Origin of the sequence: Cyclonatronum sp. (assembly GCF_022565315.1) — a bacterium.
Classification (GTDB): domain Bacteria; phylum Bacteroidota; class Rhodothermia; order Balneolales; family Cyclonatronaceae; genus Cyclonatronum.
On sequence record NZ_JAIUMX010000009.1, the window covers coordinates 36,879 to 61,146 of the forward strand.

General features: G+C 52.2%; 25 protein-coding genes. 16 read left to right on the plus strand and 9 right to left on the minus strand.

The window, feature by feature from the left end; all coding sequences use genetic code 11:
* Nucleotides 1-218: 218 nt before the first annotated feature.
* The 3 genes from LAT75_RS03170 (at nucleotide 219) to LAT75_RS03180 (ending at nucleotide 2,293) form a co-directional block, all read left to right on the plus strand.
* Nucleotides 219-1,247, plus strand: a complete 1,029-nt coding sequence (locus LAT75_RS03170; protein ID WP_291481173.1) for a mechanosensitive ion channel domain-containing protein — start codon at nucleotides 219-221, stop codon at nucleotides 1,245-1,247.
* A 102-nt stretch (nucleotides 1,248-1,349) separates the two neighbouring features.
* Entirely contained in the window at nucleotides 1,350-1,781 is a 432-nt protein-coding gene (locus LAT75_RS03175; RefSeq protein ID WP_291481174.1) for a polyhydroxyalkanoate synthesis regulator DNA-binding domain-containing protein, read from the plus strand.
* A gap of 59 nt (nucleotides 1,782-1,840) precedes the next feature.
* On the plus strand, nucleotides 1,841-2,293 hold the full coding sequence (locus LAT75_RS03180) for a phasin family protein (RefSeq protein WP_291481175.1): 453 nt from the start codon (nucleotides 1,841-1,843) through the stop codon (nucleotides 2,291-2,293).
* A 157-nt stretch (nucleotides 2,294-2,450) separates the two neighbouring features.
* On the opposite strand, the gene LAT75_RS03185 is transcribed toward LAT75_RS03180, so the two are convergent.
* The 5 genes from LAT75_RS03185 to dnaX form a co-directional block, all read right to left on the minus strand.
* Nucleotides 2,451-3,875: a sugar porter family MFS transporter gene (locus LAT75_RS03185; protein ID WP_291481176.1), complete on the minus strand. Its 1,425-nt coding sequence runs from the start codon at nucleotides 3,873-3,875 to the stop codon at nucleotides 2,451-2,453.
* 224 nt (nucleotides 3,876-4,099) lie between these two features.
* A complete protein-coding gene (locus LAT75_RS03190; RefSeq protein ID WP_291481177.1) occupies nucleotides 4,100-4,381 on the minus strand; it encodes a hypothetical protein in 282 nt (93 codons plus the stop codon).
* A 48-nt stretch (nucleotides 4,382-4,429) separates the two neighbouring features.
* Nucleotides 4,430-5,035 (minus strand): recombination mediator RecR, encoded by a 606-nt coding sequence (gene recR, locus LAT75_RS03195; protein ID WP_291481178.1) that lies wholly within the window; start codon nucleotides 5,033-5,035, stop codon nucleotides 4,430-4,432.
* 21 nt (nucleotides 5,036-5,056) lie between these two features.
* Nucleotides 5,057-5,401, minus strand: a complete 345-nt coding sequence (locus LAT75_RS03200; protein WP_291481179.1) for a YbaB/EbfC family nucleoid-associated protein — start codon at nucleotides 5,399-5,401, stop codon at nucleotides 5,057-5,059.
* Nucleotides 5,402-5,503: 102 nt separating this feature from the next.
* On the minus strand, nucleotides 5,504-7,492 hold the full coding sequence (dnaX, locus tag LAT75_RS03205; RefSeq protein WP_291481180.1) for a DNA polymerase III subunit gamma/tau: 1,989 nt from the start codon (nucleotides 7,490-7,492) through the stop codon (nucleotides 5,504-5,506).
* Between the two features lie 201 nt (nucleotides 7,493-7,693).
* Here dnaX and LAT75_RS03210 point away from each other — a divergent pair, with 201 nt between their 5' ends.
* The 4 genes from LAT75_RS03210 (at nucleotide 7,694) to LAT75_RS03225 (ending at nucleotide 10,458) form a co-directional block, all read left to right on the plus strand.
* A complete protein-coding gene (locus tag LAT75_RS03210; RefSeq protein ID WP_291481181.1) occupies nucleotides 7,694-7,858 on the plus strand; it encodes a hypothetical protein in 165 nt (54 codons plus the stop codon).
* Nucleotides 7,859-8,110: 252 nt separating this feature from the next.
* Nucleotides 8,111-8,410, plus strand: coding sequence for an addiction module antidote protein (locus LAT75_RS03215; RefSeq protein ID WP_291481182.1), 300 nt, complete (start codon nucleotides 8,111-8,113; stop codon nucleotides 8,408-8,410).
* A gap of 284 nt (nucleotides 8,411-8,694) precedes the next feature.
* Entirely contained in the window at nucleotides 8,695-10,089 is a 1,395-nt protein-coding gene (locus tag LAT75_RS03220; RefSeq protein WP_291481183.1) for an AbgT family transporter, read from the plus strand.
* A gap of 78 nt (nucleotides 10,090-10,167) precedes the next feature.
* On the plus strand, nucleotides 10,168-10,458 hold the full coding sequence (locus LAT75_RS03225) for a hypothetical protein (protein WP_291481184.1): 291 nt from the start codon (nucleotides 10,168-10,170) through the stop codon (nucleotides 10,456-10,458).
* A gap of 92 nt (nucleotides 10,459-10,550) precedes the next feature.
* On the opposite strand, the gene LAT75_RS03230 is transcribed toward LAT75_RS03225, so the two are convergent.
* Nucleotides 10,551-12,365 (minus strand): DUF885 domain-containing protein, encoded by a 1,815-nt coding sequence (locus LAT75_RS03230; protein WP_291481185.1) that lies wholly within the window; start codon nucleotides 12,363-12,365, stop codon nucleotides 10,551-10,553.
* Between the two features lie 247 nt (nucleotides 12,366-12,612).
* Here LAT75_RS03230 and LAT75_RS03235 point away from each other — a divergent pair, with 247 nt between their 5' ends.
* The 4 genes from LAT75_RS03235 (at nucleotide 12,613) to LAT75_RS03250 (ending at nucleotide 19,358) form a co-directional block, all read left to right on the plus strand.
* Complete coding sequence (locus LAT75_RS03235; RefSeq protein ID WP_291481186.1) at nucleotides 12,613-16,389, plus strand: Eco57I restriction-modification methylase domain-containing protein; 3,777 nt, start codon at nucleotides 12,613-12,615, stop codon at nucleotides 16,387-16,389.
* A gap of 318 nt (nucleotides 16,390-16,707) precedes the next feature.
* Nucleotides 16,708-17,310 (plus strand): DUF6088 family protein, encoded by a 603-nt coding sequence (locus tag LAT75_RS03240; protein WP_291481187.1) that lies wholly within the window; start codon nucleotides 16,708-16,710, stop codon nucleotides 17,308-17,310.
* Nucleotides 17,307-18,308, plus strand: a complete 1,002-nt coding sequence (locus LAT75_RS03245) for a nucleotidyl transferase AbiEii/AbiGii toxin family protein (protein ID WP_291481188.1) — start codon at nucleotides 17,307-17,309, stop codon at nucleotides 18,306-18,308. Before LAT75_RS03240 ends, LAT75_RS03245 begins: the two co-directional genes overlap by 4 nt.
* Before the next feature lie 48 nt (nucleotides 18,309-18,356).
* Nucleotides 18,357-19,358 carry an aldo/keto reductase gene (locus LAT75_RS03250; RefSeq protein ID WP_291481189.1) on the plus strand — a complete coding sequence of 334 codons (1,002 nt, stop codon included), beginning with the start codon at nucleotides 18,357-18,359 and terminating at the stop codon, nucleotides 19,356-19,358.
* 83 nt (nucleotides 19,359-19,441) lie between these two features.
* Here LAT75_RS03250 and LAT75_RS03255 read toward each other — a convergent pair whose 3' ends face one another.
* The 3 genes from LAT75_RS03255 to LAT75_RS03265 are packed head-to-tail and all read right to left on the minus strand — an operon-like array spanning nucleotide 19,442 to nucleotide 20,333.
* Entirely contained in the window at nucleotides 19,442-19,663 is a 222-nt protein-coding gene (locus tag LAT75_RS03255) for a type II toxin-antitoxin system Phd/YefM family antitoxin (protein WP_291481190.1), read from the minus strand.
* Nucleotides 19,660-20,058, minus strand: coding sequence for a type II toxin-antitoxin system VapC family toxin (locus tag LAT75_RS03260; RefSeq protein ID WP_291481191.1), 399 nt, complete (start codon nucleotides 20,056-20,058; stop codon nucleotides 19,660-19,662). Before LAT75_RS03260 ends, LAT75_RS03255 begins: the two co-directional genes overlap by 4 nt.
* 11 nt (nucleotides 20,059-20,069) lie before the next feature.
* Nucleotides 20,070-20,333 carry a hypothetical protein gene (locus LAT75_RS03265; protein WP_291481192.1) on the minus strand — a complete coding sequence of 88 codons (264 nt, stop codon included), beginning with the start codon at nucleotides 20,331-20,333 and terminating at the stop codon, nucleotides 20,070-20,072.
* 49 nt (nucleotides 20,334-20,382) lie between these two features.
* Between LAT75_RS03265 and LAT75_RS03270 the strand changes: the two genes are divergently transcribed.
* The 5 genes from LAT75_RS03270 to LAT75_RS03290 all read left to right on the plus strand — a co-directional run bounded on the left by LAT75_RS03270 (nucleotide 20,383) and on the right by LAT75_RS03290 (nucleotide 24,208).
* Entirely contained in the window at nucleotides 20,383-22,518 is a 2,136-nt protein-coding gene (locus LAT75_RS03270; RefSeq protein WP_291481193.1) for a S9 family peptidase, read from the plus strand.
* A 91-nt stretch (nucleotides 22,519-22,609) separates the two neighbouring features.
* On the plus strand, nucleotides 22,610-22,762 hold the full coding sequence (locus tag LAT75_RS03275) for a hypothetical protein (protein ID WP_291481194.1): 153 nt from the start codon (nucleotides 22,610-22,612) through the stop codon (nucleotides 22,760-22,762).
* A 112-nt stretch (nucleotides 22,763-22,874) separates the two neighbouring features.
* Complete coding sequence (locus LAT75_RS03280) at nucleotides 22,875-23,054, plus strand: hypothetical protein (protein WP_291481195.1); 180 nt, start codon at nucleotides 22,875-22,877, stop codon at nucleotides 23,052-23,054.
* 117 nt (nucleotides 23,055-23,171) lie between these two features.
* Nucleotides 23,172-23,639: a GNAT family N-acetyltransferase gene (locus LAT75_RS03285; RefSeq protein ID WP_291481196.1), complete on the plus strand. Its 468-nt coding sequence runs from the start codon at nucleotides 23,172-23,174 to the stop codon at nucleotides 23,637-23,639.
* A 341-nt stretch (nucleotides 23,640-23,980) separates the two neighbouring features.
* Nucleotides 23,981-24,208 carry a UPF0175 family protein gene (locus LAT75_RS03290; protein ID WP_291481197.1) on the plus strand — a complete coding sequence of 76 codons (228 nt, stop codon included), beginning with the start codon at nucleotides 23,981-23,983 and terminating at the stop codon, nucleotides 24,206-24,208.
* Nucleotides 24,209-24,268: the final 60 nt, after the last annotated feature.

Genomic DNA, 24,268 nt, shown 5'->3' on the forward strand with positions numbered 1-24,268 from the left:
GATCTACTCAGATTTTTGTGGTTTAATATTTTAATGATACGGCAGAGTCAAACTGTCTGTTGCTTCAAAATAATAGCGAAATTAGCCGCTTGGTTAATTTAAGAAGTTAAAGAAACCTCTTAATGCGGCAAATTAACTGTCCGTACTTCGTAACATGAACAGAAGTTTAAAATAAGTGATGCAGAGAACTTATAGAAACATCAATATTGAATATTTGAATGCGAAATAAAGAATATTACGGGGCTTCCTTTCCGGCAGCACAAACGGATGATGGCAACAACGGTTTTGTTACCGATTTGATTGAAGCAACCGAAACGGGCTTTGCTGATTTTTTTTATCAGCTGTGGAATTTTCTGGGAACCGGCGTATTCCAGATTAAAGGTGCCCCCATCACGCTTGGGAATCTGATCGTTTTTTCGCTGATGCTCATCCTGGTATTTGCAGGTGCGAAATTTTTGTCAAGGTTGCTGTATCTGCGTGTGCTTAAAAATGTGAAGATGGATGAAAGCATCCGGTACACGCTTCAGCGCATCACTCAATATACCATTCTGATACTGGGCGTTCTGTTTTCCTTTCAGTTTATCGGGCTCGACCTGAGCGGGCTCACCGTTATCTTCGGTCTGCTATCCGTTGGTATTGGTTTCGGATTGCAAAACCTGACCTCCAACTTCATTTCAGGCATCATGCTGCTGTTTGAACGGCCGATTAGCGTGGGGGACCGCATCATTGTGGGTGATCTGGAAGGGGATGTGCAGGAAATCAATATCCGTTCTACCACCATCAACTCCATCGATAACATTTCGATCATTGTGCCAAACTCGGAGTTTTTGTCGAGTCAGGTAATCAATTACTCACACGGCGATACCAAAATCCGGATGCGCGTTGAAATTGGCGTATCCTACAATTCCGATCTTGACCTCGTGCTGCGCATCATTAAGGAGAGCGCGCTTGCCCATCCTGAAACAATGGATGATCCCGAGCCAACGGTGCTGCTTCGCAATTTTGGCGACAGCGCCTGGGAAATGCTGCTGCTCTGCTGGGTGCCCGACCCGAAGCGGCAGTACAAAATTGCTTCTGACATCCGCTGTGATCTGGTTCGCCGCTTCCGTGAAAACAACATCGAAATCCCGTTCCCGCAGCGCGACCTGCACCTGAGATCGGCCGAGCCGCTCCCGCTTCGTCAGGAAGGCCGGCAGGCTCAGGTCCGGAAGCGGGAAGCCCCAAAACCGGACGCAGACGCAGAGTGAACCGCTAAATTTTGAACATGAAAGCCCCTTAACGCTGTAATTGACGCGTTGCGTAAAATAATTCTTGCATTGTATGACGCGTTGCGTTATCTTTGAAGTGTTATGAAACGAACCATTAAAAAATACGGCAACCGCAAACTGTACGACTCCGCAGAGAGCCGCTACATTTCGATGACGGAGCTCAAGCAGATTATCCGCGACGGCGAAGATGTCGAGGTAATCGACACCCGGACCGGAAACGACATCACCTCTGAGGTGCTCACTAAAGCTATTGTTGAAGCGGGCGGGAAAGACGGCCTTTCCCCCGATGCGCTGCACAGCCTCATCCGCTGGGGCACAACAGCTTTTGAAAGCGGCCTGGCTTTTTTAGGCCGTTCGCTTCACAAAGTTCTTCCCCTGGCCGACCGCGCCGATGTTAAGGGGCTGATGGATAAAGTCAGAACCCTCGAAGGCCGGGTTGAGGAGCTGCAGCAGCAGCTCCGGCAGCAGGAAAACCAAAGCTCTTCCAACGGAAAGCAGCCGCCGGTTTCCTGAAAGAACCTTACCCCATTTCAAAGATTTTCAATAAAACCCATCCCTAATCGGAGAACACCATGAGCAAGCAAGTAGAAAAAGTAAACCACGACGAAGTAAACGTAGTTGACACCCTCACCGGTAAAGCACGTGAAGTATGGCTCGCAGGCCTTGGCGCCCTTGCCAGCGTTGAAGAAGAAGGCCAGAAAGTTTTCACCAAACTGGTTGAAAAAGGCACACACTTCGAAGCACGCGGCAAAAAGCAGCTCGACGAAGCCTACGATGAACTGCTCGTAGCCTACAAAAAACTCGAAGACCGCGTTAAATCAAGCTTCAACAAAGCTGAAGGCGAAATCGACGAGAACATGCAGGAACTCATCCACAAAATGGGCGTTCCTACACAGGATGAAATCAAAGAGCTTACCGCTCAGGTTGAGAAGCTCATCACCAAAGTTGATGACCTCTCCAAGAAAGTAGATCAGGGCGATAAAAAAGCCGCTGCTCCTGCTGCCCCTGCGAAAGCAGCCAAGTAGGCAAACCGCAGCAGGAAGCCCTGCATAAAGGAATCCGCAAAGAGAGAGACGTTTCCTGAAACAAGAAAGGCCCCGGAGCACTGCTTCGGGGCCTTTTGCGTGTTTTGGAATCTGAGAATCGCTGGTCAGGAAACCGGCGGGGAAAATGAAATCAGCCTCAGCTGCTCGTCATTTCTTCGAGGGTGCGGCCTTTGGTTTCGGTCACGAATTTCTTCACAAAAATGTAAGCCACAACACCGAAGGCTGCGTAGATGCCGTACGAAATGCCAAGCCCGAAACTGTCAAGAAAAACAGGGAAGGTCATGGTGATGAGGAAGTTGGCGCCCCACTGCATGAGTCCGCATATGGCGAGCGCGGCACCGCGGAACTGATTCGGGAACATCTCCCCGAGCATTACCCACATTACAGGGCCCCATGAAAAAGCAAAGAAGGCGATGTAGCCGTTGGCAGCGAGCAGTGCGTAGATGCCGGAATTACCTTCGAGCATGAGGTTGCCGTCAGCGCCTACGGTTGCGAAGTAAAAGATGAAGGCCATAATGCCGAGCATCACCGCCTGACCCAGCGAGCCCACGAGCAGCAGCGGCCGCCGCCCGACCCGGTCGATCAGCGCAATGGCCACAAAGGTGAAGGCCACATTCACGGTACCGCCGATCACGTTCACCATCAGCGCATCACCTTCGGTGAAGCCAGCTGCCTGCCAGAGCACGGCGCCGTAGTAGAACACCACGTTGATGCCCGTAAACTGCTGCAGTACCGCAAGACCGACACCAACCCACACAATCGGGTGAATCTTGCCCGTAGCCCTTGAAATGACATCCTTGAGGCCGGGCTTAGAATCTTTAAGCAGGGTAGAGCGGATTTCCTTCACCTTGGCAGAAAAATCAGCGCCGCTGATGGTGAGGGACGACAAAACCGAATTGGCTTCGCTCTCGCGGCCCGCAGCTACAAGGAAACGGGGCGATTCAGGGATGAACAGCAGGCCGACAAAGAAAAGCGAGGCCGGGATAATTTCCATCCAGAACATCCACTGCCAGGCGCTGAAGCCCCACCAGAAGCTGCCCATAGAGCCGTCGGTGGCGCCGGCAATCAGGTAGTTGCTCAGAAAGGCCACGAAGAGGCCGAGTACAATCATGAGCTGCTGCAGGCTCGCAAGCCGGCCGCGGATCGCGCTCGGGGCTATCTCACTGATGTAGGCCGGGGTTAAAATACTTGCAGCACCAACGGCCATGCCGCCCAGGATGCGAAAAAATACAAACTGCCCCGAACTCGCCGAAATACCCGAACCCCAGGCACTGATAATGAAGGCGACCGCCGTGATAATGAGCACCGGTTTACGACCGATCTTATCGGCCAGGGTGCCGGCAAAAAAAGCGCCGACCGCGCAGCCCAGCAGCATCGATGCTACATTAAAACCTGTGCCTACGGCATCGGAATTGAAGGTCTCGCGCAGGGCATCGACCGTGCCGTTAATTACGCCGCTGTCGAAACCAAAAAGAAAGCCGCCCAGCGCGGCAATGAGTGAAAGCAGCAGGATGCGGCCCAGGCTGTAATCCTGTGCGGGTTGTTCCCCGTTAGATTGCATGAGTTTGCAGGTTAAGTTAGTGTTATCCCAAGGAATACCGGCTCATTGAGCCGTACATCACCCTGCATAAGCGGAACCGGCCCTCACAAATCAACAGTCGGTCAGGTACATCAGGAACTCTTCCGGGCGCCGGGCAGGGGTGTCCGCAATATTGCGCTATTTTGAGGGAATTTGCAACCGCAGGATTTTACTGCATAAACTTGCCCTGCAATTCTTTGAAGGGGTCAGCGCCGGGTGTGTTTTTCTGCCTTCAGGCTTTTGAGCCAGAAAAATATTTTCCGGCTGTAGTAAACTGCAATCACGGCCATTACGCCAATCGGGTACCAGAGCACTTCTGCCCGGCCACGCAGCACCGACTCCAGCATGATGCTGAAAATGGCCGCAGCCCCGGCGTATTCGAGCAGCTGCAGCTTGCGCTTGCGGCGGTCGTCTTTTGTGAGGAATCCGCGGCCGCGGCTTAGCAGGAGCCAAAGGGCGAGCAGTATCCCGAAAACCAAATATCCCATAAGTCAAAAAAATGAAGGGTGGGCCCAGGCGCGTGTTTCGGTTCGGGGTTAAAAAGCATTGCGGCCGATGAACGCCTTGCTGAGGGTCGCTTCGTCGATAAACTCAAGTTCGGTGCCCATGGGGATGCCGTGCGCAATTCGGGTGACCTTTACCCCAAACGGGCTCAGCATTTTGTGGATGTAGAAAGAGGTCGCTTCGCCTTCCGCATCGGGGTTGAGGGCGAGGATTACTTCCGTAACCGGCTCGCTGCTGCTGTTCACCCGCGCGATAAGTTCTTTGATGCGGATGTCATCCGGCCCTACATCGTCGAGCGGTGAAATGACGCCGCCAAGCACATGGTAGCCGCCTTTGAACTCATTGGTTTTTTCGATGACGTACACATCCCGCGAATCTTCCACCACACAAAGCACTGAGCGCTGCCGTTTTGCCGAGCGGCAGATAGGGCAGGGGTCGTTGTCAGTTATGGTGAAGCAGTTTGAACAGTAGCGGATTTTCTCTTTCAGGTCAATCAGGGCCTGCGCAAGCTGCAGCACCCCGTCTTTTTCCTGCTTTACGAGGTGCATGGCAAGGCGCTGTGCCGATTTACGACCCACGCCCGGCAGTTTGGAAAGATGCTCTATAGCCCGTTCAAGGGTTTCGGAAGTCAGATGCATGAAAATAAATTAAGGGGCTGCTTACAGACCAAATTTGCTGAGGTCCATACCGGGCAGGCCGCCGCCGGGTAGCATGTTGCGGGCAACTTCCTGCATTTTCTCAGCCGCAGCACGTTCGGCTTCAGCAAGTGCCTTGTTTACGCCGGCGATAATGAGATCCTCAAGCATATCGGCATCATTCGGGTCGATAACATCCGGTTCAATTTTGAGGCGCACAATCTGACGGTTGCCGTTGGCGGTCACTTTAACCATGCCGCCGCCTACTTCAGCGTTCACTTCTATGGCTGCAGCATTGTCTTTGGCTTCCTGCATTTTCTGCTGGAATTCGTTCATTTTGCCGAAAAGGTCGGCCATATTTGGATTCATAACTTTATAAGCTTAGGTGAGAAAAAGAAAAAATATCATGGTTGATGCAGGGTAAAACAGCAAGCTGACCAGCTTAATTCGCTGAAAACCGCCCCGGCTGTTTCAGCGGTAATTCCAGTCAATTTCAGCGCCGAACAGTTCAACAATTTGCCGCAGTTTCGGATCCTGCTTCTGCAGGCGCTCGAATTTGGCAAAGGGGTCTTCTTCCTCGCTTTGTTTTTGTTCAACGTGAAGCAGACGGCCCTGAAGCCGGAGCCGGGTTCCGATATGCTGCTCGAGTTGCTCACCCAAAATGCGGTTATTGGTTTCGAGCATATCAAGCAGGAAAGGATCCGGAGTTTCAAGCGTAAGCAGCCGGCCCCTAAGGTCAACGGGCTTCACCCGGTCAAGCGCAAGGATCAGCGATTGCGGCACAGGAGGTCGCAGGGCTTTGATGAAGGCTTCCCAAACCTGCTGTACCTGATGCAGGTAAACCTGCTTCTCGCCGGCCGAAGGTACGGGCGCTTGTTGGGGTGCTGAAACCGAAACCCTGGCTACAGCCGGAGCAGGTACGGGCTGCGAAACGGCCGGACTGCTTACCGGTTTTAGGAGGGCGTCTTCGGGAGGAAGTTCGGCAGGCACAGGCTTCGGCTTAGGCGCGTTTAAGCTTGCTGTCTCTGATGGTGAAGGCGAAGCTGAAGCTGAAGCTGAAACATTATCGCCGGCTGTGTGAACCTGAGAAGTTTCGGGTGCCGGTTTTTTAACGGTAGTTGGCGTGCTAACCGCCTCTGCGCGTTTGTTGCTCATGCCGGGCTTTCGGCGCAGGCCGCTTACTGGCGGGGCGCCGGGAATCTGAACAGCAGGTTTGGGTGCAGCTGCCGGTTTTGGCTTTTCAGACGGAACTGCCTCAGCAGTGCGGTAATCAGCCGGATCGCTTGCGGTTACATTGGCATTGGCTGCCGGTGCAGCCAGCTTTCCCTGAACGGCACCGCCGGCTACAGCTTTACGAAGCTGCTGAAGTTCCTGCATCAGCCCCGAAAGTCCGTCGGTTTTCTCCATACGGATCAGCTTCAGTATCGTCATTTCCAGCAGAATGCGCGGCTGCTTGGCATCGCGGAGACGGAACTGCGCTTCATGCACAATGTGGAGCATGCGCATGAGGTCATCATCCGAAAAGGCCTGCGCGGCTTTGTTAAGGCGCAGTTTGACCTCCTTACTCGTTTCAATCGCATAAAAATTGCGCGGATCGCGGGCAAGCATCAGGTTGCGCATATGCCCGGTAAGACTTCCCAAAAACTCTGAGACATCGTGCCCTTCCATCAGCAAATCAGAAATCAGCTGAATGCCGGCAACGCTGTCGCCCTGTTCGATATAGCCGGTAAGCTCAAACAGCCGCTCAAGCCCCACGGCGTTAAAGGCTTTCATCAGCTCTTCGTAGCGGATATCGGTACCGCAGAGCGCAATCACCTGATCCAGAATACCAAGCGCGTCGCGCAGGGCGCCGTCGGCTTTCAGGGCGATCATGTGCAGGGAGTCTTCATCAATCGAAATACTTTCCCGCTCGCAAATAAACCTCAGCCGCTCTACGCTCTCCTTAACCGTGATGGGCTTAAAATCGAAACGCTGCACCCGCGACAAAATCGTAGGCAGCACCTTGTGCGGCTCGGTCGTGGCGAAAATGAAAATGGCGTAGGCGGGCGGCTCTTCAAGCGTTTTCAGCAGCGCATTGAACGCCTGCTTGGAGAGCATGTGCACCTCATCAATAATAAAAATCTTGTACTTGCCCGACTGCGGCGGCACCCGCACCGACTCCCGGATACGGTGCGCATCATCAACCTTATTGTTCGATGCCGCATCAACCTCGATAATATTTAAGGTCTGGTTCAGCATCTCACCGTCAACCTCATCCCCGATTTCATTGAGCGTGCGGGCAAGCACCCGCGCCATGGTTGTTTTGCCCACGCCCCGCGGCCCGCAAAACAGATAGGCGTGCGAAATACGCCCGTTTTCGATGGCATTTTTAAGGGTAGAGCTCACATGCTCCTGCGAAACAATATCTTCGAAATGAACCGGGCGATATTTTCGGGTTAAGGCTTTGTAATGCTCAGACATACGCGGTACGGCTTCAGGTTTTTGAAAAAAATCGGTCTTGAAAACAAATCTGCAATTCAGAAAGGTACCAAAAAATCAGCCCAAAATTAAACCAAAGGGCAACTGAACGATATTGCAGATATCTTGTTAAAACACAAACATGCGACATTCGCCTGTGGCGAAAACACCGTAACAACTACACAAAATCAACGGATCAGAACTATGACTACACTACTCATTACACTTCTCGTGGCCACGCTTGCCGGCATTTCGGCCATTTACTACTACTCCCTGAAAGACGAGCCCCGCGAGCATCAGAAAACCCGGGTTGACGTACCAACCGATTACGACGGTATGGGAACCTTCAGCCGGTACATCAACAAATAAAGGAGAACAATGCCGGATTCAGAAAGGCAGCACCACAGCAAATAAAAAGCCTCTGAACATTGCGTCAGGGGCTTTTTTTGTGAGCGGGGGTTTTGCAAAATGCGCTATAATCGTTTTGCAATGGCCTGCAGATCAATTAGATTTTTGTATCTAAACGGATACACACTTTTATGTTGGCTATCCCAAAAAAAGCAGCCATCTATAAGTGGCTAATGAAATCGAAGGATATTCGTGCTAAAGCAAAACAAAACCATGGAAATATCACGATTTGATATCTCCGACTACCTCGACAGCAACGAAATGATTGCTGAATACCTGAACACAGTTTTGGACGAGGGCAGCGAGGAAGATTTAATTCTGGCAATCGGGCATATTGCGAGATCAATTGGCATGACAAAAATTGCTGAGCAAACCGGCATGAGCAGGCCGAGTTTGTACAAAGCCTTGTCCGCGGGCGCCAAACCACAGTTCAGTACAATCATGAAAGTACTGCGCGCAATTGGGGGCGGCATTCAGGTAACGCCCCAGGCTCCGCTGCAAAACAGGCTGTAAACGTCAGTTAGAATTCTCTGCCGGGATTGCGAAAAACAACCTAACACATAGCGGTTCTGAACCCGGCAACGGAAGCAGTTCCCCCGTTTTCATTTTTTCAGGGTGAACTCCGTGCGCATCACTGGCCTTCATGCTTGTGAAAAATCCCAAACCTACGGATTATCCCGTGCTTTTTGGGGTTAGTGCCAAACGGATGCTTTTCCCTATATTAAGGGCAAAATTTTACATCTAACCTGAAAGCGGGCTTTCTGAGTCCGCCCATCCCACACAGGAAAAGCCTGCCTATGAAATGGAAGATTAAAGCCCCTAACACCCTCATTCTGGTTTTACTGGTGATGGTATTCTTCGCCGGACTCACCTGGGTAGTGCCGGGCGGCGAATTCGACCGCATTGAGGTAAACGGCCGCGAAGTCGTAGATCCGGAGTCGTTTCAGTACATCGACTCCACGCCCACCTCGCTCACGCAGCTGTTTATTGCGCCGGTGCGGGGCTTCAACGACTCCTACGGGATGGCGATCATCGTTTTTGTGTTTATCGTAGCCGGCAGCTTTTCCGTCATTTCCAAAACCGGCGCCTTCGATGTGGTGATTCGCCGGGCCGCCAAATTCTTTTCCGAAAACCCCGCATGGCGGCCGGTTTACATCCCCTTTTTCATGATTCTGTTTTCCGTGATGGGGGCAACCTTTGGCATGAGCGAAGAAACCATTGTGTTTATCCCGCTCTTTGTTACGCTCTCGCTGGCGCTGGGCTACGACTCCATCACCGGGGTTGCTATTCCGTATGTGGGGGCGCATATCGGGTTTGCGGGGGCCGTGTACAATCCGTTCACGGTGGGCATTGCGCAGGGGCTGGCCGAAATTCCGGTGTTCTCCGGGGCCGGTTTCCGCATGCTGCTCTGGGCCGCCATGACCGTAACCGGCATCATCATCGTGTACATCTACGCCGCGCGGGTGCATCATAACCCGCTGAAGTCGCCGGTGTACAACATCGATAAAAACCGCAAGGCCGCCGAAGATGATGGCATCATTCCGCCGATCCGGGCCGGGCACATCATTGTGCTGCTGCTGTTTTTCGGAACCCTCGGGGCGCTCATTTACGGCGTTGTTGAGCTGGGCTGGTACATCGAAGAGCTTTCCGCCCTTTTTATCGGGCTCGCGGTATTTTCCGCCATCTTCGGCCGCCTCAGCGGGGATGAAGCCGCAACGGCCTTCCTCAGCGGCATGAAAGACGTGATGGGCGCCGCGGTTATCATCGCACTTTCGCGCGCCATTCTGATTATCATCACCGACGGACAAATTGTGGATACGATTCTGTTCCATCTGTCGGCCTCGCTCGATAACCTGAACTTGTACGCCTCCGCCGGACTCATGCTCGGCGTGCAGAGTCTGCTCAACGTAATTGTGCCGAGCGGCAGCGGTCAGGCCGCGCTCACCATCCCGATTATGGCCCCCCTCGGCGACCTGATCGGCATCACCCGGCAAACCGTTGTGCTTATTTTCCAGCTCGGCGACGGCATCACCAACATGATTATCCCGACCTCGGGCGTGCTGATGGGCGTGTTAGGTATCGCCCGCATCCCCTGGGAAGTCTGGGCGAAATGGCTGTTCGTGAAGATGCTGATTCTGTACGCGGTAGCGCTCGTGTTTATCGTGATTGCCGTGGCGATGGGGTATCAGTAGTATCAGTAGGAAGATGATAACCGAGCTGAGCCCCACATTTATCCATCAAAACCCCAACGCATTTAAACTGAAGCATTTATGAGCACTTCCGGTTTCGAACCAGCCTCTGAGCCGTCAACGCCATCGTCATCGCCCTACACCCCAATCGCCTGCGCGCTGTACGACGAGCTTGAGCGCCTGGTGATCCGCCGGGAAGAAGTCCGGATTGTGTTCCGCGATTTGGGTCAGGAGCACAGCCGCACCGACACCATCGCCGACGTGTACAGCCGCGACAAGCAGGAATTCATCAAACTGAAATCAGGCATGGAAATCCGCCTCGACCGCCTGAGCTCCGTGGGGGATATCCGGTTCTCGGGCGATCACTGCTGACACGCGCTGATAGCACGCGGATTTTGCGGATCGGGCCGGATTTGCGCGGATTTTTAGTTTAGGTGAGTTTGAGATGCAGCAGGACGGGCTGATTACCCGCCGGCCTGTACGATATAGTTTTCGACAACGGTGCTCAGTATCTCCAGCGGAAGGCCGCCGTTCATCAGAATAACATCGTGGAATTCGGCCACATCAAAGGCGTCGCCCAGCCTTGCTTCGGCCTCTGTGCGCAGGTTTTGGATGTGTATCATCCCGATTTTGTACGCCAGCGCCTGACCCGGCATTACGACATAGCGATCGATTTCGGAAATGATATCGCCAAGGGGCATTCCGGTGTTTTCGTGCATGTAGCTTACGGCTTCCCCGCGAGTCCACCGCTTCAGGTGTATTCCGGTATCCACAACAAGCCGCACGGCCCTGAACATTTCTGCCTGTAGCCGGCCGAGGTTTCCGTAGGGGTCGTTATCATAAACGCCGATTTCATCAAGCAGCCACTCGGTGTACAGCGCCCAGCCCTCAATGTAGGCTGTGAACGGATAGACCTGCCGGATCACCGGTACGCCCTCGATTTCCTGCGCTAAAGCCAGCTGAAAATGGTGCCCCGGAACGGCCTCGTGCGCGCTGAGAGTCATCATTCCGTATTTCGTTACTTCAGTAATATCCCGAAGGTTGATGAAGAAAATGCCCGGCCGGCTTCCGTCCATGGCCGGAATATTATAGTAGGCGAACGGGGCGGTTTCCTGCGAATATTCAGGTACACGCCTTACTTCAACCTCAGCTCTTGGGGTGCGATTAAAGAGCGGAGCCGTAGCTTCGTAGAGAAAGCGGATCTGCTCCGTGTAATCCGCAATAATCTGATCGTGAACACCGGTTGTATCAGGGTAAAACATCGCGGGGTCCTCATCCAGCACTGCAAAGCGGGCAGCAACCGTTTCTCCGGAAATCCCGATTTCATCAAAGAGTTCAAACATTTCTGCCTTAATACGCGCCACTTCTTCAAGACCGGTCTGATGGATTTCTTCAGGGGTGAGCGGAAGCGTTGTGTGCATACGGGTAAGGTAGCGGTAATAGGCATCTCCGTCGGGAAGCGTCCATGCGCCGGATTCTTCGCCGGCCCGTGCATGAAGCGCCTCAAAAGTTTCGATCAGGTAGCCGTAGCCTGTGGTAACCTCTCTTTCTATGGCGGACAGAGCATCTGCCAGCAGCCGCGCTGCATCGCCCTCGCTGATGCCCTCCAGCCCGGAAAGCGAAGCCGCAAAATTGACATACAGCGGATTTTCCATAGCCGGCTGCCCGATGAAGGCGGTCATCTCCCGAAGCACATGGTCAATCACAAACTGCGGCGGGATCACGCCCCGCTCGGCCCGGTAATTTACCGACTCACGCACCTGATCAAACTTGGCCTCAAAAGCCCGAAGCCGTTTGATATAATGCTCCGCGCTTTTTTTACCGATGATCTGATGGTTGGTCGTCATAAACTCAGGCGTCTGGCTTTGGATGCCAAAAGTCTGATTTACCGGGAAGTCGTGAAAAGCCCAGCGCCCGCCCTCCACATTGCTTTCCAGCAGCCACTCCATCATGTCGTAGCTGATGGCTTTCTGACCTGAAAGCTGCTCCCGGTTGTAGCGCCTGAGCAAGTCGAGGTATTTCTGGTCGCGCTCCAGTCCGCGGTAGGTGTGCTGAGGGGAAGCATCGGTGAGCTTATGACTGTGAAAATCCAGAAAGGTGTTATCCACCAGGCCGAGGAGCGTCAGGATTTCGGGCTCGGAAAGGGCCGCTTCAACAAGATAGCGGTCGAAAAAGTGATCAATGTTAAAGGGCTTCCCCCAGATCAGCTTATAGCCCCAGATGCCTAAAACAAGGAGCAGAACAGCAAACAGGCCTAAAAGGATTTTTTTGAAAGACATAGGGGCAGATAACAAAATTGAAGAGTTAAGGTTGCTCGTAAGATAAAATAATTTTTGAGGTTATGATGAGTGATCTTGAGGCGGATATGGCACGCGGATTTTGCGGATCGGGGCGGGATTTGCGCGGATTTTTCGGGATTATTTGTGAGGTTTGCCCTCCCTCCCGGCATTAAAACTCCCTTCCCGGATTTCAGTTATTCTTTAGTACTTTACCCGTGCCACTGTTCCTGTACTTCAGCCATCATCTATGCAGCTTACCGTAAATGCGCCCCGGCGGGCCCTGAATAAAGCCTTTCTGAAGGTGAAGCCCATCCGCTCCGACATGGAGCGGTTTAAAGCCGGCCTGCGCGCTCTGCTGGACCGCACCCGGGAGAATGAGGGCGAATCCGAAGAGTTTCACAAGAACCTGCTGTCTGATTTTCTGAAGAAGACCTGGTACGATCCCGCCCATTACATCAATACCAAGGGGCGTAACGACCTGGTGATCCACAACGGGGATAAGGCCAAAAGCAGCGTCGGGGTAATTATCGAGGCCAAGAAGCCGGGCAACCGGGCTGAGATGGTGAGCACGGCCGACCTCAACCGCAAGGCTTTTCAGGAGCTGCTGCTCTACTACCTGCGCGAGCGGATTACGCACCAAAACCCGGAGCTGAAGCACCTCATCATCACCAATATTAATGAGTGGTTCATTTTTGATGCGTCCGTTTTTGAAACCCTCTTTGCACAAAACAAGGCGCTAGTGAAGCAGTTCACCGATTTTGAGGCCGGCCGGCTGCCCGGCACAACTACCGATTTCTTCTACTCTCAGATTGCCGCCCCGTTTATTGCCGGCCTCAGCTCTGAAATTACGTTCGCGCACTTCAGCCTTCAGCAGTACGAAAAACCGCTGCGCAGCACCGATAAATCAGGCGATACCCGTCTCATCGCCCTTTTTAAGCTGCTTTCGCCCGAGCACCTGCTCAAGCTTCCGTTTGTGAACGACAGCAACAGCCTCGACAAACGCTTCTACAGCGAGCTGCTCCACATTATCGGGCTCAGCGAAACCCGGCAGGGCGGCAAGAAGCTGATCGGGCGCAGCAGCGAAGCGGAGCGCAACTCCGGCAGCATTCTCGAGGATACCATCATACAGCTGGACAGCCTCGACAAAATCGGCCGCCTCCCCAACCCGTCGCAGTACGGTGCCACCTATCAGGAGCGGCTGTTCGGCGTGGCCCTCGAACTCACCATCACCTGGATCAACCGGGTGCTCTTCCTGAAGCTGCTCGAAGCCCAGCTCATCACCTACCACAAGGGCGACCCCCGGTATGCCTTTCTCAATGCGGAGAAGCTGAAGAGTTACGACGACCTCAACAGCCTGTTTTTTCAGGTGCTCGCCCGCCGGCCGGAGGGGCGCAACCCCGACGTGAAGCAGCTCTTCGCCACGGTTCCCTACCTCAACTCCTCCCTGTTTGAACCCAGCGAGACGGAGCAGCTCACCCTGATGATCAGCAACCTGAAAGACGACAAAACCATCCCGCTGATTTCACAGACCGTGCTCAAAACCGAAAGCGGCCGGAAGCGCACCGGTGAGATGCGGACCCTCGAATACCTGTTTGAATTTCTCAACGCCTACGATTTCAGCAGTGAAGGCTCGGAGGAAGTGCAGGAAGACAACAAAGCCCTGATTAACGCCTCGGTGCTCGGCCTCATCTTCGAGAAAATAAACGGCTACAAAGACGGCTCGTTCTTCACCCCGGGCTTCATCACCATGTACATGTGCCGCGAAACCATCCGGCGGGCGGTGGTACAGAAATTCAACGAGGTGAAGGGCTGGAACTGCACCGATCTCGGCGGCCTGTACGACCGGATTGACGACCGGCAGGAGGCCAACGAAATTGTGAACAGCCTCAAAATCTGCGATCCGGCCGTAGGCTCGGGGCACTTCCTCGTATCGGCCCTGAACGAGCTGATTGCCGTGAAAAACGACCTGCGCATTTTGCAGGACCGCAGCGGCCGCCGGCTGAAAGAATATTTTGTGGAAGTGGTGAATGATGAGCTGATCGTAACCGATGAAGACGGCGCCCTGATCGACTACCGCCCGGCCAACCCGGAAAGTCAGCGGGTGCAGGAGGCCCTCTTCCACGAAAAACAAACCCTCATCGAAAACAGCCTTTTCGGGGTGGACATCAACCCGAATTCGGTGAAAATCTGCCGGCTGCGCCTGTGGATTGAGCTGCTGAAACACGCCTACTACAAAAGCCCGGATGAGCTCGAAACCCTGCCCAATATCGACATCAACATCAAGTGCGGGAACTCGCTCGTGAGCCGCTTTGCGATGGATGCCGACCTGAAGCAGGCGCTCAAAAAAAGCCGCTGGACCATCGGCAGCTACCGGGCCGCCGTTGATACCTACCGCAACGCACAAAGCAAGGAACAGAAGCGGGAGATGGAGCGCCTCATTGCCGGCATCAAATCGGATTTCCGGAGCGAAATTTCAAAAAATGACCCCATACTGAAACGGCTCAGCCGGCTGCAGGGCGAGCTGACCGTGCTCACCACGCAGACCGACCTGTTCGGGATGAGCAAAAAGGAGAAGGCCGTATGGACCAAAAAAACCGAAAAGCTGGCGCAGGAAATCAAAAAGCTGGAAGCCGAAATTGAGGAAATAAAGGCCAACAAAATCTACGAAAACGCCTTTGAATGGCGATTCGAATTCCCCGAAGTGCTGAATGATGCGGGCGAATTCGTAGGCTTCGACGTCGTGATCGGCAACCCGCCGTATATCCGGCAGGAAGCTTTCACGGAAATCAAGCCGTACCTGAGCAGCCGTTTTGAAACCTTCGCCGGTACCGCTGATTTGTTCACCTATTTTGTTGAGTTAGGAATGAATCTGCTCAAAGGCAGCGGAACGTTCTGCTACATTATTCCCAACAAATGGATGCGCGCCAATTATGGTGAAGCCCTGCGCCGCTACCTCAGAAATTTTGAAATCCTTCAGATTCTCGATTTTGGTGATCTGCCCGTTTTTGAGGAAGCTACAACCTACCCCTGCATCATGCAGCTGCGAAAAAGTGCCGGTTCGGAAATGTTCACAGCGGTGAATATTGAAACGCTTGCCTACCCGGACGGCCTCCCGGCCTATGTGGCGCAAAACCGGATCGAAGTACTGGTAAATGAACTTCCGGATGAAGGATGGACACTTACGGACAGCAAGGTTCAGAAACTGCTCGCCAAACTCAAAAATACGGGCGTACCACTCGGGGACTACGTAGAAGGCAAAATTTACCGTGGTGTACTCACGGGTTTGAATGAAGCTTTTGTGATAGATGAGGGAACCAAAAATAAACTCATCGCAGAAGACCCCGCATCAGCTGCCATCATAAAACCGTTTTTAGCGGGCCGGGACATCAAAAGATATCAGCAGCCCAAGGCGACAAAGTTTTTGATTCTTTTCAAAAATGGAGATACGCGGAGTTTATGGGGGGCGCTGACTGAAGAAGCTGCGCTACCCAAAATGATGGAAAAGTACCCTGCTATTATGAACCACCTTTTGAAATATCAAAAGAAAGCAAAAGAAAGGTACGATAAAGGACACTATTGGTGGGAACTGCGGGCTTGCGATTATTATGATGAGTTTGAGAGAGATAAGATTATTGTTCCTGCTATCGTAAAATCTGCCTCGTATGTATTTGATACCCAAGGTAATTACGGGAATGATAAAACAACGATTATTCCCGTAAGCGATTTGTTTTTGCTGGGTTTATTGAATTCAAAGGCGATCGACTTTTTTCTTAAGTCAATTTCATCAACAAAGCAGGGGGGATATTTTGAATATAAGCCTACCTACATAGCAAAACTTCCAATTGCTAAGCCGGGGCCAGTTTTGAAATTAGAGCTTAGCAATTTCAGTGAAGCAATATTATCCATCAAAAAGCAAAACCCCCAAGCCGACACCTCCGCCCTTGAAGCCCAAATCGATCAGCTCGTATATCAGCTCTACGGCCTCACAGAAGAGGAAATAAAAATTGTGGAAGGCGAAGGGTGATTTCTGAAGCGGCCGAATGCCCTCTCGTTGGGCTGCCCCGGCGAACGGGCTGCCCGCCGCTCGGAAAAGTTTGACTGGCAAAAAGCCAATGAGGGACCGGCGTGCCGCGGGGCGGGGTGTGAGGAGGTGGCTTGCCCGGGAACCCAGGTTGAAATTCGGTTACCGATGATACCCTACACGCAGGAAACGAACCTGGGGGAGACATCCCCGAAAGGGTCAGCTTGTTCCGGCACAGGATCCCCAGCTTTTGAAAACCCCGGTTGATAATTTCATTTCGTCCCAAATATTTGCTAAATTTGGGACGAAATGATACTCCCTATGAAAAGACCGCAAGTAAAATCTGAAATCGCTGAGGCCCTGAAACGCTACCGAAGGGGAAGCATTCTGTTCATTGACGATTTTCTGGATTACGGAAATCCGGAAAGCGTTAAAAAAGCCCTGTTTCGCCTGAAAGAGGAAGGGCTATTGCTGCGCCTGGCTCATGGTATCTATTTTTACCCCCAAACAGACGCTGAGCTTGGTGTTCTTTATCCCTCAACAGAAGAAGTAGCCCAAGCTATAGCAAGGCGCGATCGGGCGCGCATTGTACCAACAGGTGTTCAGGCCCTGAATAAACTGGGCCTGTCCGCCCAGGTGCCAATGAAAGTGGTTTACCTTACAGATGGTGCTGCAAGAACGGTTAAGGTTGGCAGGCGGACCATCACCTTCAAAAAAACCACGCCCAAAAACCTTCTTGCCAAAGGGGAAATAAGCGGTCTTGTTATTCAGGCGCTAAAGACCATTGGTCAGAACCGCGCAGACCAGCAAACGCAGGATAAAATCAGGGCCCTACTGCAAAAAGAAAAAAATGAAAACATCCTCAATGATGCAAAGCTCACGCCCGTCTGGATTTATGACATCTTAATGAAGGCTGCGAGATGAACACGAGCTGGCTAAGCTTACCAAAACAGAGGAGGGTTGAAATCCTCAATCAGGTAACGGAACGTACCGGTTTACCGGCGGCGGCTATTGAGAAAGACTGGTGGGTTACCCTGTGCCTGAAGGCTTGCTTTGAACTCCCATACAGCGAACAATTGCTGTTCAAGGGAGGTACTTCACTGAGTAAGGCATGGGGCTTAATCCATCGGTTTTCAGAAGACATTGATTTGGCTATTGACCGAAGCTTCTTTGGGTATGAGGGAGATATCAGCAAGACACAAATCAAAAAACTCAGGCAGCGATCCTGCGGGTTTATATCAAATCAGTTTATTCAGGATTTACGCAGCAAGCTCACAAAATGGGGCGCCATTTCAGACTGTGAGCTGATTGCCCAAGCTGTAACGAACTCCGATAAAGATCCACAGACAATAGAAATTCACTATCATTCAGTTACAGAGCCTCACACCTATCTGCCCCAAAGGGTATTGATTGAGGTAAGTTCCAGATCTTTAATGGAGCCCGCGGAAGTTCGGGAGATTCATTCGGTTTTAAGTTCAACCTTTCCTAAAATGAGTTTTGCAGAAGAAAGCTTTAAGGTTATGACTGTGACGCCTCAAAAAACCTTTTTAGAAAAGATCTTTCTTCTGCACGAAGAATTTTCGCAGGTACCGGAAAAAATCCGGACTAACAGGCTTTCGAGACACCTCTATGACATTGAAAAAGTAGCAGGTACAGGCTATGGAAATGCTGCTTTACAAAATCCGGAACTATATCAGACTATAGTGGCTCACAGGAAAAAATTTAATTCCCTACGAGGTCTTGATTACAGCAACCATACACCTGATAAAATCAGAATTATACCACCCGAAACTGTCATCAGGGAATATGAGAATGATTATTCCGAAATGGCCGGATTTATGATCTATGAAGATGCGCTTACATTTCAGGAACTCATCAAAAGAATCAGGGAGCTTCAGAACCGCATTAATGCAATCAGTTAAACGGTACAATTCAACTTACTAATCATCACCCCCAAACCCCATCACACCATGGAATATCGTTTTTTAGGAAAATCAGGACTCAAAGTATCGGCGCTGTCGTTTGGCTCGTGGGTCACCTTTGGCGAGCAGGTCGATACCGGGCTGGCGTACGAGCAGATGAAAACTGCTTTTGATGCCGGCGTCAATTTCTTCGACAATGCTGAGGCGTACGAGAACGGAAAATCAGAGGAAATTATGGGAGAGGTCATCAGAAAAGCCGGCTGGAAGCGGTCTGATCTGGTGCTATCCACCAAAATATTCTGGGGAGGCGGGGGCCCGAACGATACCGGCCTCTCCTTCAAGCACATCAAAGAAGGAACCGAGGCGGCCCTGAAGCGCATGCAGACCGGTTATGTGGACCTGCTGTTTTGCCACCGCCCTGACCTGCACACGCCGGTTGAAGAAACCGTGTGGGCCATGGATCAGATGATCCGTGAGGGCAAGGCGCTGTACTGGGGCACAAGCGAGTGGAGCGCAGAGGAAATCCGCATGGCCTACGATTTTGCCCGGCGCGAGCATTTGCGTCCGCCGCTGATGGAGCAGCCGCAGTACAACATGTTCCACCGGGAGCGCGTCGAGCGTGAGTATGCGCGGCTGTACCGCGATATCGGGCTGGGCACCACAATCTGGAGTCCGCTGGCGAGCGGCCTGCTCACCGGCAAATACAACGAAGGCGTACCCGAGGGCTCGCGCCTGAAGCTTGAGAAATACAGCTGGCTCCGCAAGGCGCTGCTCGAAACCGAAGACGGACGCGCAAAGCTCGAGAAAGTGAAAAAGCTGGCCCCGCTGGCTGACGAGCTGGGCATCACCCTGCCGCAAATGGCCCTGGCCTGGTGCCTGAAAAATCCGCAGGTCAGCACGGTCATTACCGGCGCCTCAACCGTTGAGCAGGTGCGGCAGAACATGAGCGCCCTCGATGCGGTGCCCAAACTCACGGATGAAGCTATGGCGAAAATCGAGGACATCCTCAGCAACAAACCCGCCGAGGAGCAGGACTGGCGCGGGATGTAGCCTCCCCGGGCTAATGACACGCAACTTGGGCGGATTAGGCGGGATTAGGGCGGGATTAGGGCGGGTTTTTATACTTATAAAAATTACGCTCTTTCCCGGCCTTCGCGAACGAAGGTATTGATTTCGTCAAGGCTTAGGTCAGAAGAAACCCCGGCAACATCAAGCGGAGACTTTTTTTCTTCCAAGGGTTTTATGACAAAAGTCTGCCCGTCTCTGCGCCTGATTTGTGCCTGCCCGTCTTCGCGGGCATCATCCAGCAGCTGAGCAAGTTGCTGCCGGGCCTGGGAATAGGTGTAAACTTTCATTTGTGTAACTCCACGAGATTAATGCCCAGATTTTGAGCTGTTTGAATCAGTTGAAAATCCAGACTAAGAAGGGGTGAACGATGCTGCTGTGCGCAATCTAAAACGTAAGCATCATAAGCGTAAATATTATGATAAATGGCGATTTCAGTAGCTTCTGGCAGCCTTAGCGGTGTTCTTCGTATGGGTATCTGATCAAACAAGGCAAGTACCTGATGGGCCTGATTCAGTGTTATTCTCTTGCGCTTAAACATGGCTGAAAGAGCATTTCCTACTTCGGCATCCAAACTTGCGGGTGCCTGCAAATCGTGACCCTCAGTGGCATCAATGATTGCCAGCTTATGCTGTTCATTTAAAAGAACAGCTAATAGTGCAGATGTATCGATTGTAATTAACATTTAGCAATATATCAATTGTACAAGTCATTTTGAAATCCCAACATAAAAAACAAAGAATTGTACTCGGCATCAGGGCGCGCGAATGGAGCGATTTTTTCGGGAATTAAAAATTTGATGTTACGCGGTATTCTCCTACGCCCGAAAAACTTTCCTAACCTGAACCTTAGTCCAGCAAAATGCAACTCCCACCAAAAATTCACGTCTTCAAACTCCCAAAAAACAGATACCTTTCCCAAACCAACCTTAAGCGCCTCCGCCGTTTTGTTTTCTGCCAAACGCGGAGGTCTTGCTTTCGGTTTATCCTACATCTCAATCAAAACCTTTATGAAACATGTTCTTGCGCTGCTTACTGCGGCGCTGTTTATGCTAATGTTTACACAGTGTACCAAACAGCAGGGGCCCGCTTTTCCGGCTGACCTTCAGCCGCCGGTTGCACAGCAGATCCCCGTTGAGCTTACCATGCACGGGCATACCCGCATCGATCCGTTTTTCTGGATGAACGACCGCGACAACCCCGCGGTGATTGATTATTTGAATGCCGAGAATGATTACCTCAGCGCCATGATGGCCCACACCGAGGCTTTTCAGGAATCGCTGTTCAGTGAGATGCGCGCGCGGATTAAGGAGGATGACAGCTCTGTGCCGTATCTGCTTAACGGCTATTATTATTACACCCGTTACGAAGAGGGGAGTGAGTATCCCATTTACGCGCGGAAAAAAGGGTCGCTTGAAGCAGCGGAGGAAATCATCCTGGATGTAAATGTCCTTGCCGAAGGCAAGCCCTACACTTCGGTTGGCAGCGTTTCGGTCAGCGACGACGGCCGGCTGATGGCGTTTGCCGTTGACCATGTGGGCCGACGAATTTACACCATCCGCTTCAGAGATCTCGAAACCGGGGCGTTTCTGGATGATGAAATCCCAAATGTGACCGGCAACCTCAGCTGGGCCGCGGATAACGAAACGGTTTTCTACAGCCGTCAGGACCCGCAGACGCTGCGTTCCTATCAAATTTTCCGGCACCGCCTCGGCAGCAATCCGCAGCAGAATCCGCTGGTTTTTCAGGAAGATGATGATACCTACGGCGTGTATGTCATGCGCAGCAAGTCACAGGAGTTTGTGATGCTGCTTTCCTATAGCAGCGTTGCAACGGAATATCGGTTTATCCCGTCCGAAACGCCCGAAGCGGTCCCGCAGGTGTTACAGCCGCGGGAGCGTCATCACGAATATTTTGCAGAGCACTTCGGGGATCATTTCTACTTCCGCACCAATTACGAGGCACAGAATTTCCGGCTGATGCGCGCGCCTGTCACAAGCCCGGGACTGGAAAACTGGGAGGAAGTCATCGCCCACCGTCCGGAGGTGCTGCTGGAGGATTTCGATATTTTTTCAAATTATCTCGTGCTGAGCGAAGTTGAAAACGGCCTGCCCCGCATCCGCATCCGCGAGTGGGAGAGCGGTGAGGAGCATTACATGGCCTTCGATGAGCCGGCCTATCTCGCCTACACAACCACCAACCTCGAGTTCGACACGGAGCTGCTGCGCTACGGCTACACCTCCCTCACTACGCCGAATTCCGTTTACGAGTACAACATGGCAAGCCGTGAGCATACCTTGCTGAAAGAGCAGGAAGTGCTCGGAAATTTCAACCGTGCCAACTATGTAACTGAGCGGCATTTCGCTACTGCGGCTGACGGCACCCAAATACCGGTGTCGCTGGTGTACCGCAGGGGAACCCGGAAGAACGGTAAAAATCCGCTCTTGCAGTACGGCTACGGCTCCTACGGCTACAGCATGACACCAATTTTCAGCAGCGCCCGCCTGAGCCTGCTCGACCGCGGATTTGTGTTCGCCATCGCGCATGTGCGCGGCGGCGAAGAAATGGGTCGCGAATGGTACGAGCAGGGCAAGCTTGAAAACAAGATGAACAGCTTCACCGATTTTATCGCGGTTTCGGAATACTTAATTGAGGAAGGCTTCACAAATCCGAATCAGCTTTACGCGATGGGCGGCAGCGCCGGCGGACTCCTGATGGGCGCGGTGATGAACCTCCGGCCTGACCTCTACAACGGAATCGTGGCGCAGGTGCCGTTTGTGGATGTGGTCACGACCATGCTCGACGACAGCATCCCCCTCACAACCGGCGAGTACGACGAGTGGGGCAACCCCAACGACCCGCATTTTTATGAAATCATGCTGGCCTATTCCCCCTACGATCAGGTGAGCGCGCAGGCCTATCCGCATCTGCTGGTCACTTCCGGTCTGCACGACTCGCAGGTACAGTACTGGGAGCCGACCAAGTGGGTCGCCCGCCTGCGGGAGCTAAACACCTCTGAGAATGTCATCCTGCTGTACACCAACATGGATGCGGGACACGGCGGCGCCTCCGGACGCTTCAAGCGCCTTCGCGAAGTTGCTATGGAATACGCCTTCCTGCTCGAACTCGAAGGCATCCGCAGATAAGAAAAATAGTTGCGGTAAAACAGAAGTGAAAGGCCCGGAACCTCAGCGTTTCGGGCCTTTGCTTTTAAATGAAGACCGGATATTTTCCGGCATGAAAGAAAATCAGATTTATGTGAAAATTGCCGACTACCAGGACCCGCAGGATGCGGCGGCTCTGCTCAACATCCTCAACAGCTACAGCCTGAATTGCTATTTGTTACCTACAGCTGAGATTACGCTTAAGTTGAACAACGAGAAAAGATGATCCGGTGACAAGAGCATTCAGAGGAAACTTGAATTATTGTCACTTGAAAAGCATATTGAGCCGACTGAAGGATTTCAAGATTCATAGATATTAACCCTGTGTACTTACCAAAATGGAACTCAAAGAAGAAATCACAGACATTGTGAACAACCTGCCGGATGAAGTACTGGAAGAACTGCTGCAATACCTCCGGCAAATAGAAAAAAGTACGGCCGGGAAAGCGGAGCGCGCTGCTAATTTGAAAAAAATCATAGCGGATGACCGGGAGCTTCTTGATAAACTGTCAAAATGATTTCTTATCAGGAAGTCCTGGAAATTCATCAGCTTTTGATCCGGGAATTCGGGGGTTTGCCCGGGATTCGGGATGATAAAGGGTTAAAATCCGAAAACGCGCATATAAACTAACTTTATGACCATATCCGTAAAAATAGCCGATTATGAGGACCCGCAGGATGCGGCGGCCCTGCTCAACATCCTCAACAGCTACAGCCGCGATGAGATGGGGCAGGGGCACAACCTTGATCCTTATGTGATTGAGAACCTCATTGCAGAGCTGGAGGATTTTCCGACCGCGGTCTCCTTCCTTGCCTTTGTGGACGGTGAGCCGGCCGGGCTTGCGAACTGCTTTCTGGGCCTGTCGACCTTCAGCGCGCGCCGCCTGCTGAACATTCACGACCTTGCGGTACTGCCGGAGTTCCGGGGCACGGGCGTGGGCTCCCGGCTGCTCGAAATGGCTGAAGCCAAAGCCCTGCAGATGGACTGCTGCAAAATCACGCTGGAAGTCCGCGATGATAACCGGGCAAAAGCGCTGTATCTGCGCAACGGCTACAAACCCGGCGATCCCGAAATGCTGTTCTGGAGCAAACCTTTGGGCTGACGCTGATAGCACGCGGATTTAGCGGATCGCGCCGGATTTCCGCGGATTTTTTTCTTGCTTCGCCAGCTTCATCCCGAGCGAAGCATGTTTTTACCGGAAAACCCCGGTAATTCCGGTTCTGAATACGGAAACTACCCGGAAAGAAAAGCCCCTCTCCTGAAGACCATCTATGTGAGGCATCGTGGTAATATCAGGAGAGGGGTTGGGGTGAGGCCGGGACCGGAATGATGGCACGCGGATTCAGTTCGTCTGCGACACTTGTATTACTTGCAAAAAACAGTCGTTTTGGTATATTGGATTCAACCTAAAGCCGATTTAAATCAGAGAAAGGCTCACAAAGCATGAAAGCCGTACAAATTAATATCCCCGATTCCGTAACGCTTGATGAAACCGAGCTTACGCTGATGTTTGCTTCATTCCTGTATCAAAAAGGAGAACTGTCTCAGGGTCAGGCCGCTGAAATGGCAGGGGTTTCAAGGCGTACCTTTCTCGAAAACCTGCACCGTTTTGGTGTTTCAGTGTTTAATTATCCGCCTGAGGACTTGCTGCAAGAGCTAAATGACGGATGAACTGATTGAAACGGCATTGCTTGAAGCCGGTGAATCATTCCGGTCCTGAACCCGAAGCTG

What these genes read in the sequence shown, in the direction of transcription:
- LAT75_RS03260 (WP_291481191.1), bottom strand. Translation starts at nt 20,058, where the DNA reads ATGTTAATTACAATCGATACATCTGCACTATTAGCTGTTCTTTTAAAT.
- LAT75_RS03280 (WP_291481195.1), top strand. Translation starts at nt 22,875, where the DNA reads ATGGAACTCAAAGAAGAAATCACAGACATTGTGAACAACCTGCCGGAT.
- LAT75_RS03185 (WP_291481176.1), bottom strand. Translation starts at nt 3,875, where the DNA reads ATGCAATCTAACGGGGAACAACCCGCACAGGATTACAGCCTGGGCCGC.
- LAT75_RS03275 (WP_291481194.1), top strand. Translation starts at nt 22,610, where the DNA reads ATGAAAGAAAATCAGATTTATGTGAAAATTGCCGACTACCAGGACCCG.
- LAT75_RS03245 (WP_291481188.1), top strand. Translation starts at nt 17,307, where the DNA reads ATGAACACGAGCTGGCTAAGCTTACCAAAACAGAGGAGGGTTGAAATC.
- LAT75_RS03255 (WP_291481190.1), bottom strand. Translation starts at nt 19,663, where the DNA reads ATGAAAGTTTACACCTATTCCCAGGCCCGGCAGCAACTTGCTCAGCTG.
- LAT75_RS03270 (WP_291481193.1), top strand. Translation starts at nt 20,383, where the DNA reads ATGAAACATGTTCTTGCGCTGCTTACTGCGGCGCTGTTTATGCTAATG.
- LAT75_RS03235 (WP_291481186.1), top strand. Translation starts at nt 12,613, where the DNA reads ATGCAGCTTACCGTAAATGCGCCCCGGCGGGCCCTGAATAAAGCCTTT.
- LAT75_RS03180 (WP_291481175.1), top strand. Translation starts at nt 1,841, where the DNA reads ATGAGCAAGCAAGTAGAAAAAGTAAACCACGACGAAGTAAACGTAGTT.
- LAT75_RS03215 (WP_291481182.1), top strand. Translation starts at nt 8,111, where the DNA reads ATGGAAATATCACGATTTGATATCTCCGACTACCTCGACAGCAACGAA.
- dnaX (WP_291481180.1), bottom strand. Translation starts at nt 7,492, where the DNA reads ATGTCTGAGCATTACAAAGCCTTAACCCGAAAATATCGCCCGGTTCAT.
- LAT75_RS03210 (WP_291481181.1), top strand. Translation starts at nt 7,694, where the DNA reads ATGACTACACTACTCATTACACTTCTCGTGGCCACGCTTGCCGGCATT.
- LAT75_RS03175 (WP_291481174.1), top strand. Translation starts at nt 1,350, where the DNA reads ATGAAACGAACCATTAAAAAATACGGCAACCGCAAACTGTACGACTCC.
- LAT75_RS03225 (WP_291481184.1), top strand. Translation starts at nt 10,168, where the DNA reads ATGAGCACTTCCGGTTTCGAACCAGCCTCTGAGCCGTCAACGCCATCG.
- LAT75_RS03220 (WP_291481183.1), top strand. Translation starts at nt 8,695, where the DNA reads ATGAAATGGAAGATTAAAGCCCCTAACACCCTCATTCTGGTTTTACTG.
- LAT75_RS03250 (WP_291481189.1), top strand. Translation starts at nt 18,357, where the DNA reads ATGGAATATCGTTTTTTAGGAAAATCAGGACTCAAAGTATCGGCGCTG.
- LAT75_RS03290 (WP_291481197.1), top strand. Translation starts at nt 23,981, where the DNA reads ATGAAAGCCGTACAAATTAATATCCCCGATTCCGTAACGCTTGATGAA.
- recR (WP_291481178.1), bottom strand. Translation starts at nt 5,035, where the DNA reads ATGCATCTGACTTCCGAAACCCTTGAACGGGCTATAGAGCATCTTTCC.
- LAT75_RS03200 (WP_291481179.1), bottom strand. Translation starts at nt 5,401, where the DNA reads ATGAATCCAAATATGGCCGACCTTTTCGGCAAAATGAACGAATTCCAG.
- LAT75_RS03190 (WP_291481177.1), bottom strand. Translation starts at nt 4,381, where the DNA reads ATGGGATATTTGGTTTTCGGGATACTGCTCGCCCTTTGGCTCCTGCTA.
- LAT75_RS03240 (WP_291481187.1), top strand. Translation starts at nt 16,708, where the DNA reads ATGAAAAGACCGCAAGTAAAATCTGAAATCGCTGAGGCCCTGAAACGC.
- LAT75_RS03230 (WP_291481185.1), bottom strand. Translation starts at nt 12,365, where the DNA reads ATGTCTTTCAAAAAAATCCTTTTAGGCCTGTTTGCTGTTCTGCTCCTT.
- LAT75_RS03285 (WP_291481196.1), top strand. Translation starts at nt 23,172, where the DNA reads ATGACCATATCCGTAAAAATAGCCGATTATGAGGACCCGCAGGATGCG.
- LAT75_RS03170 (WP_291481173.1), top strand. Translation starts at nt 219, where the DNA reads ATGCGAAATAAAGAATATTACGGGGCTTCCTTTCCGGCAGCACAAACG.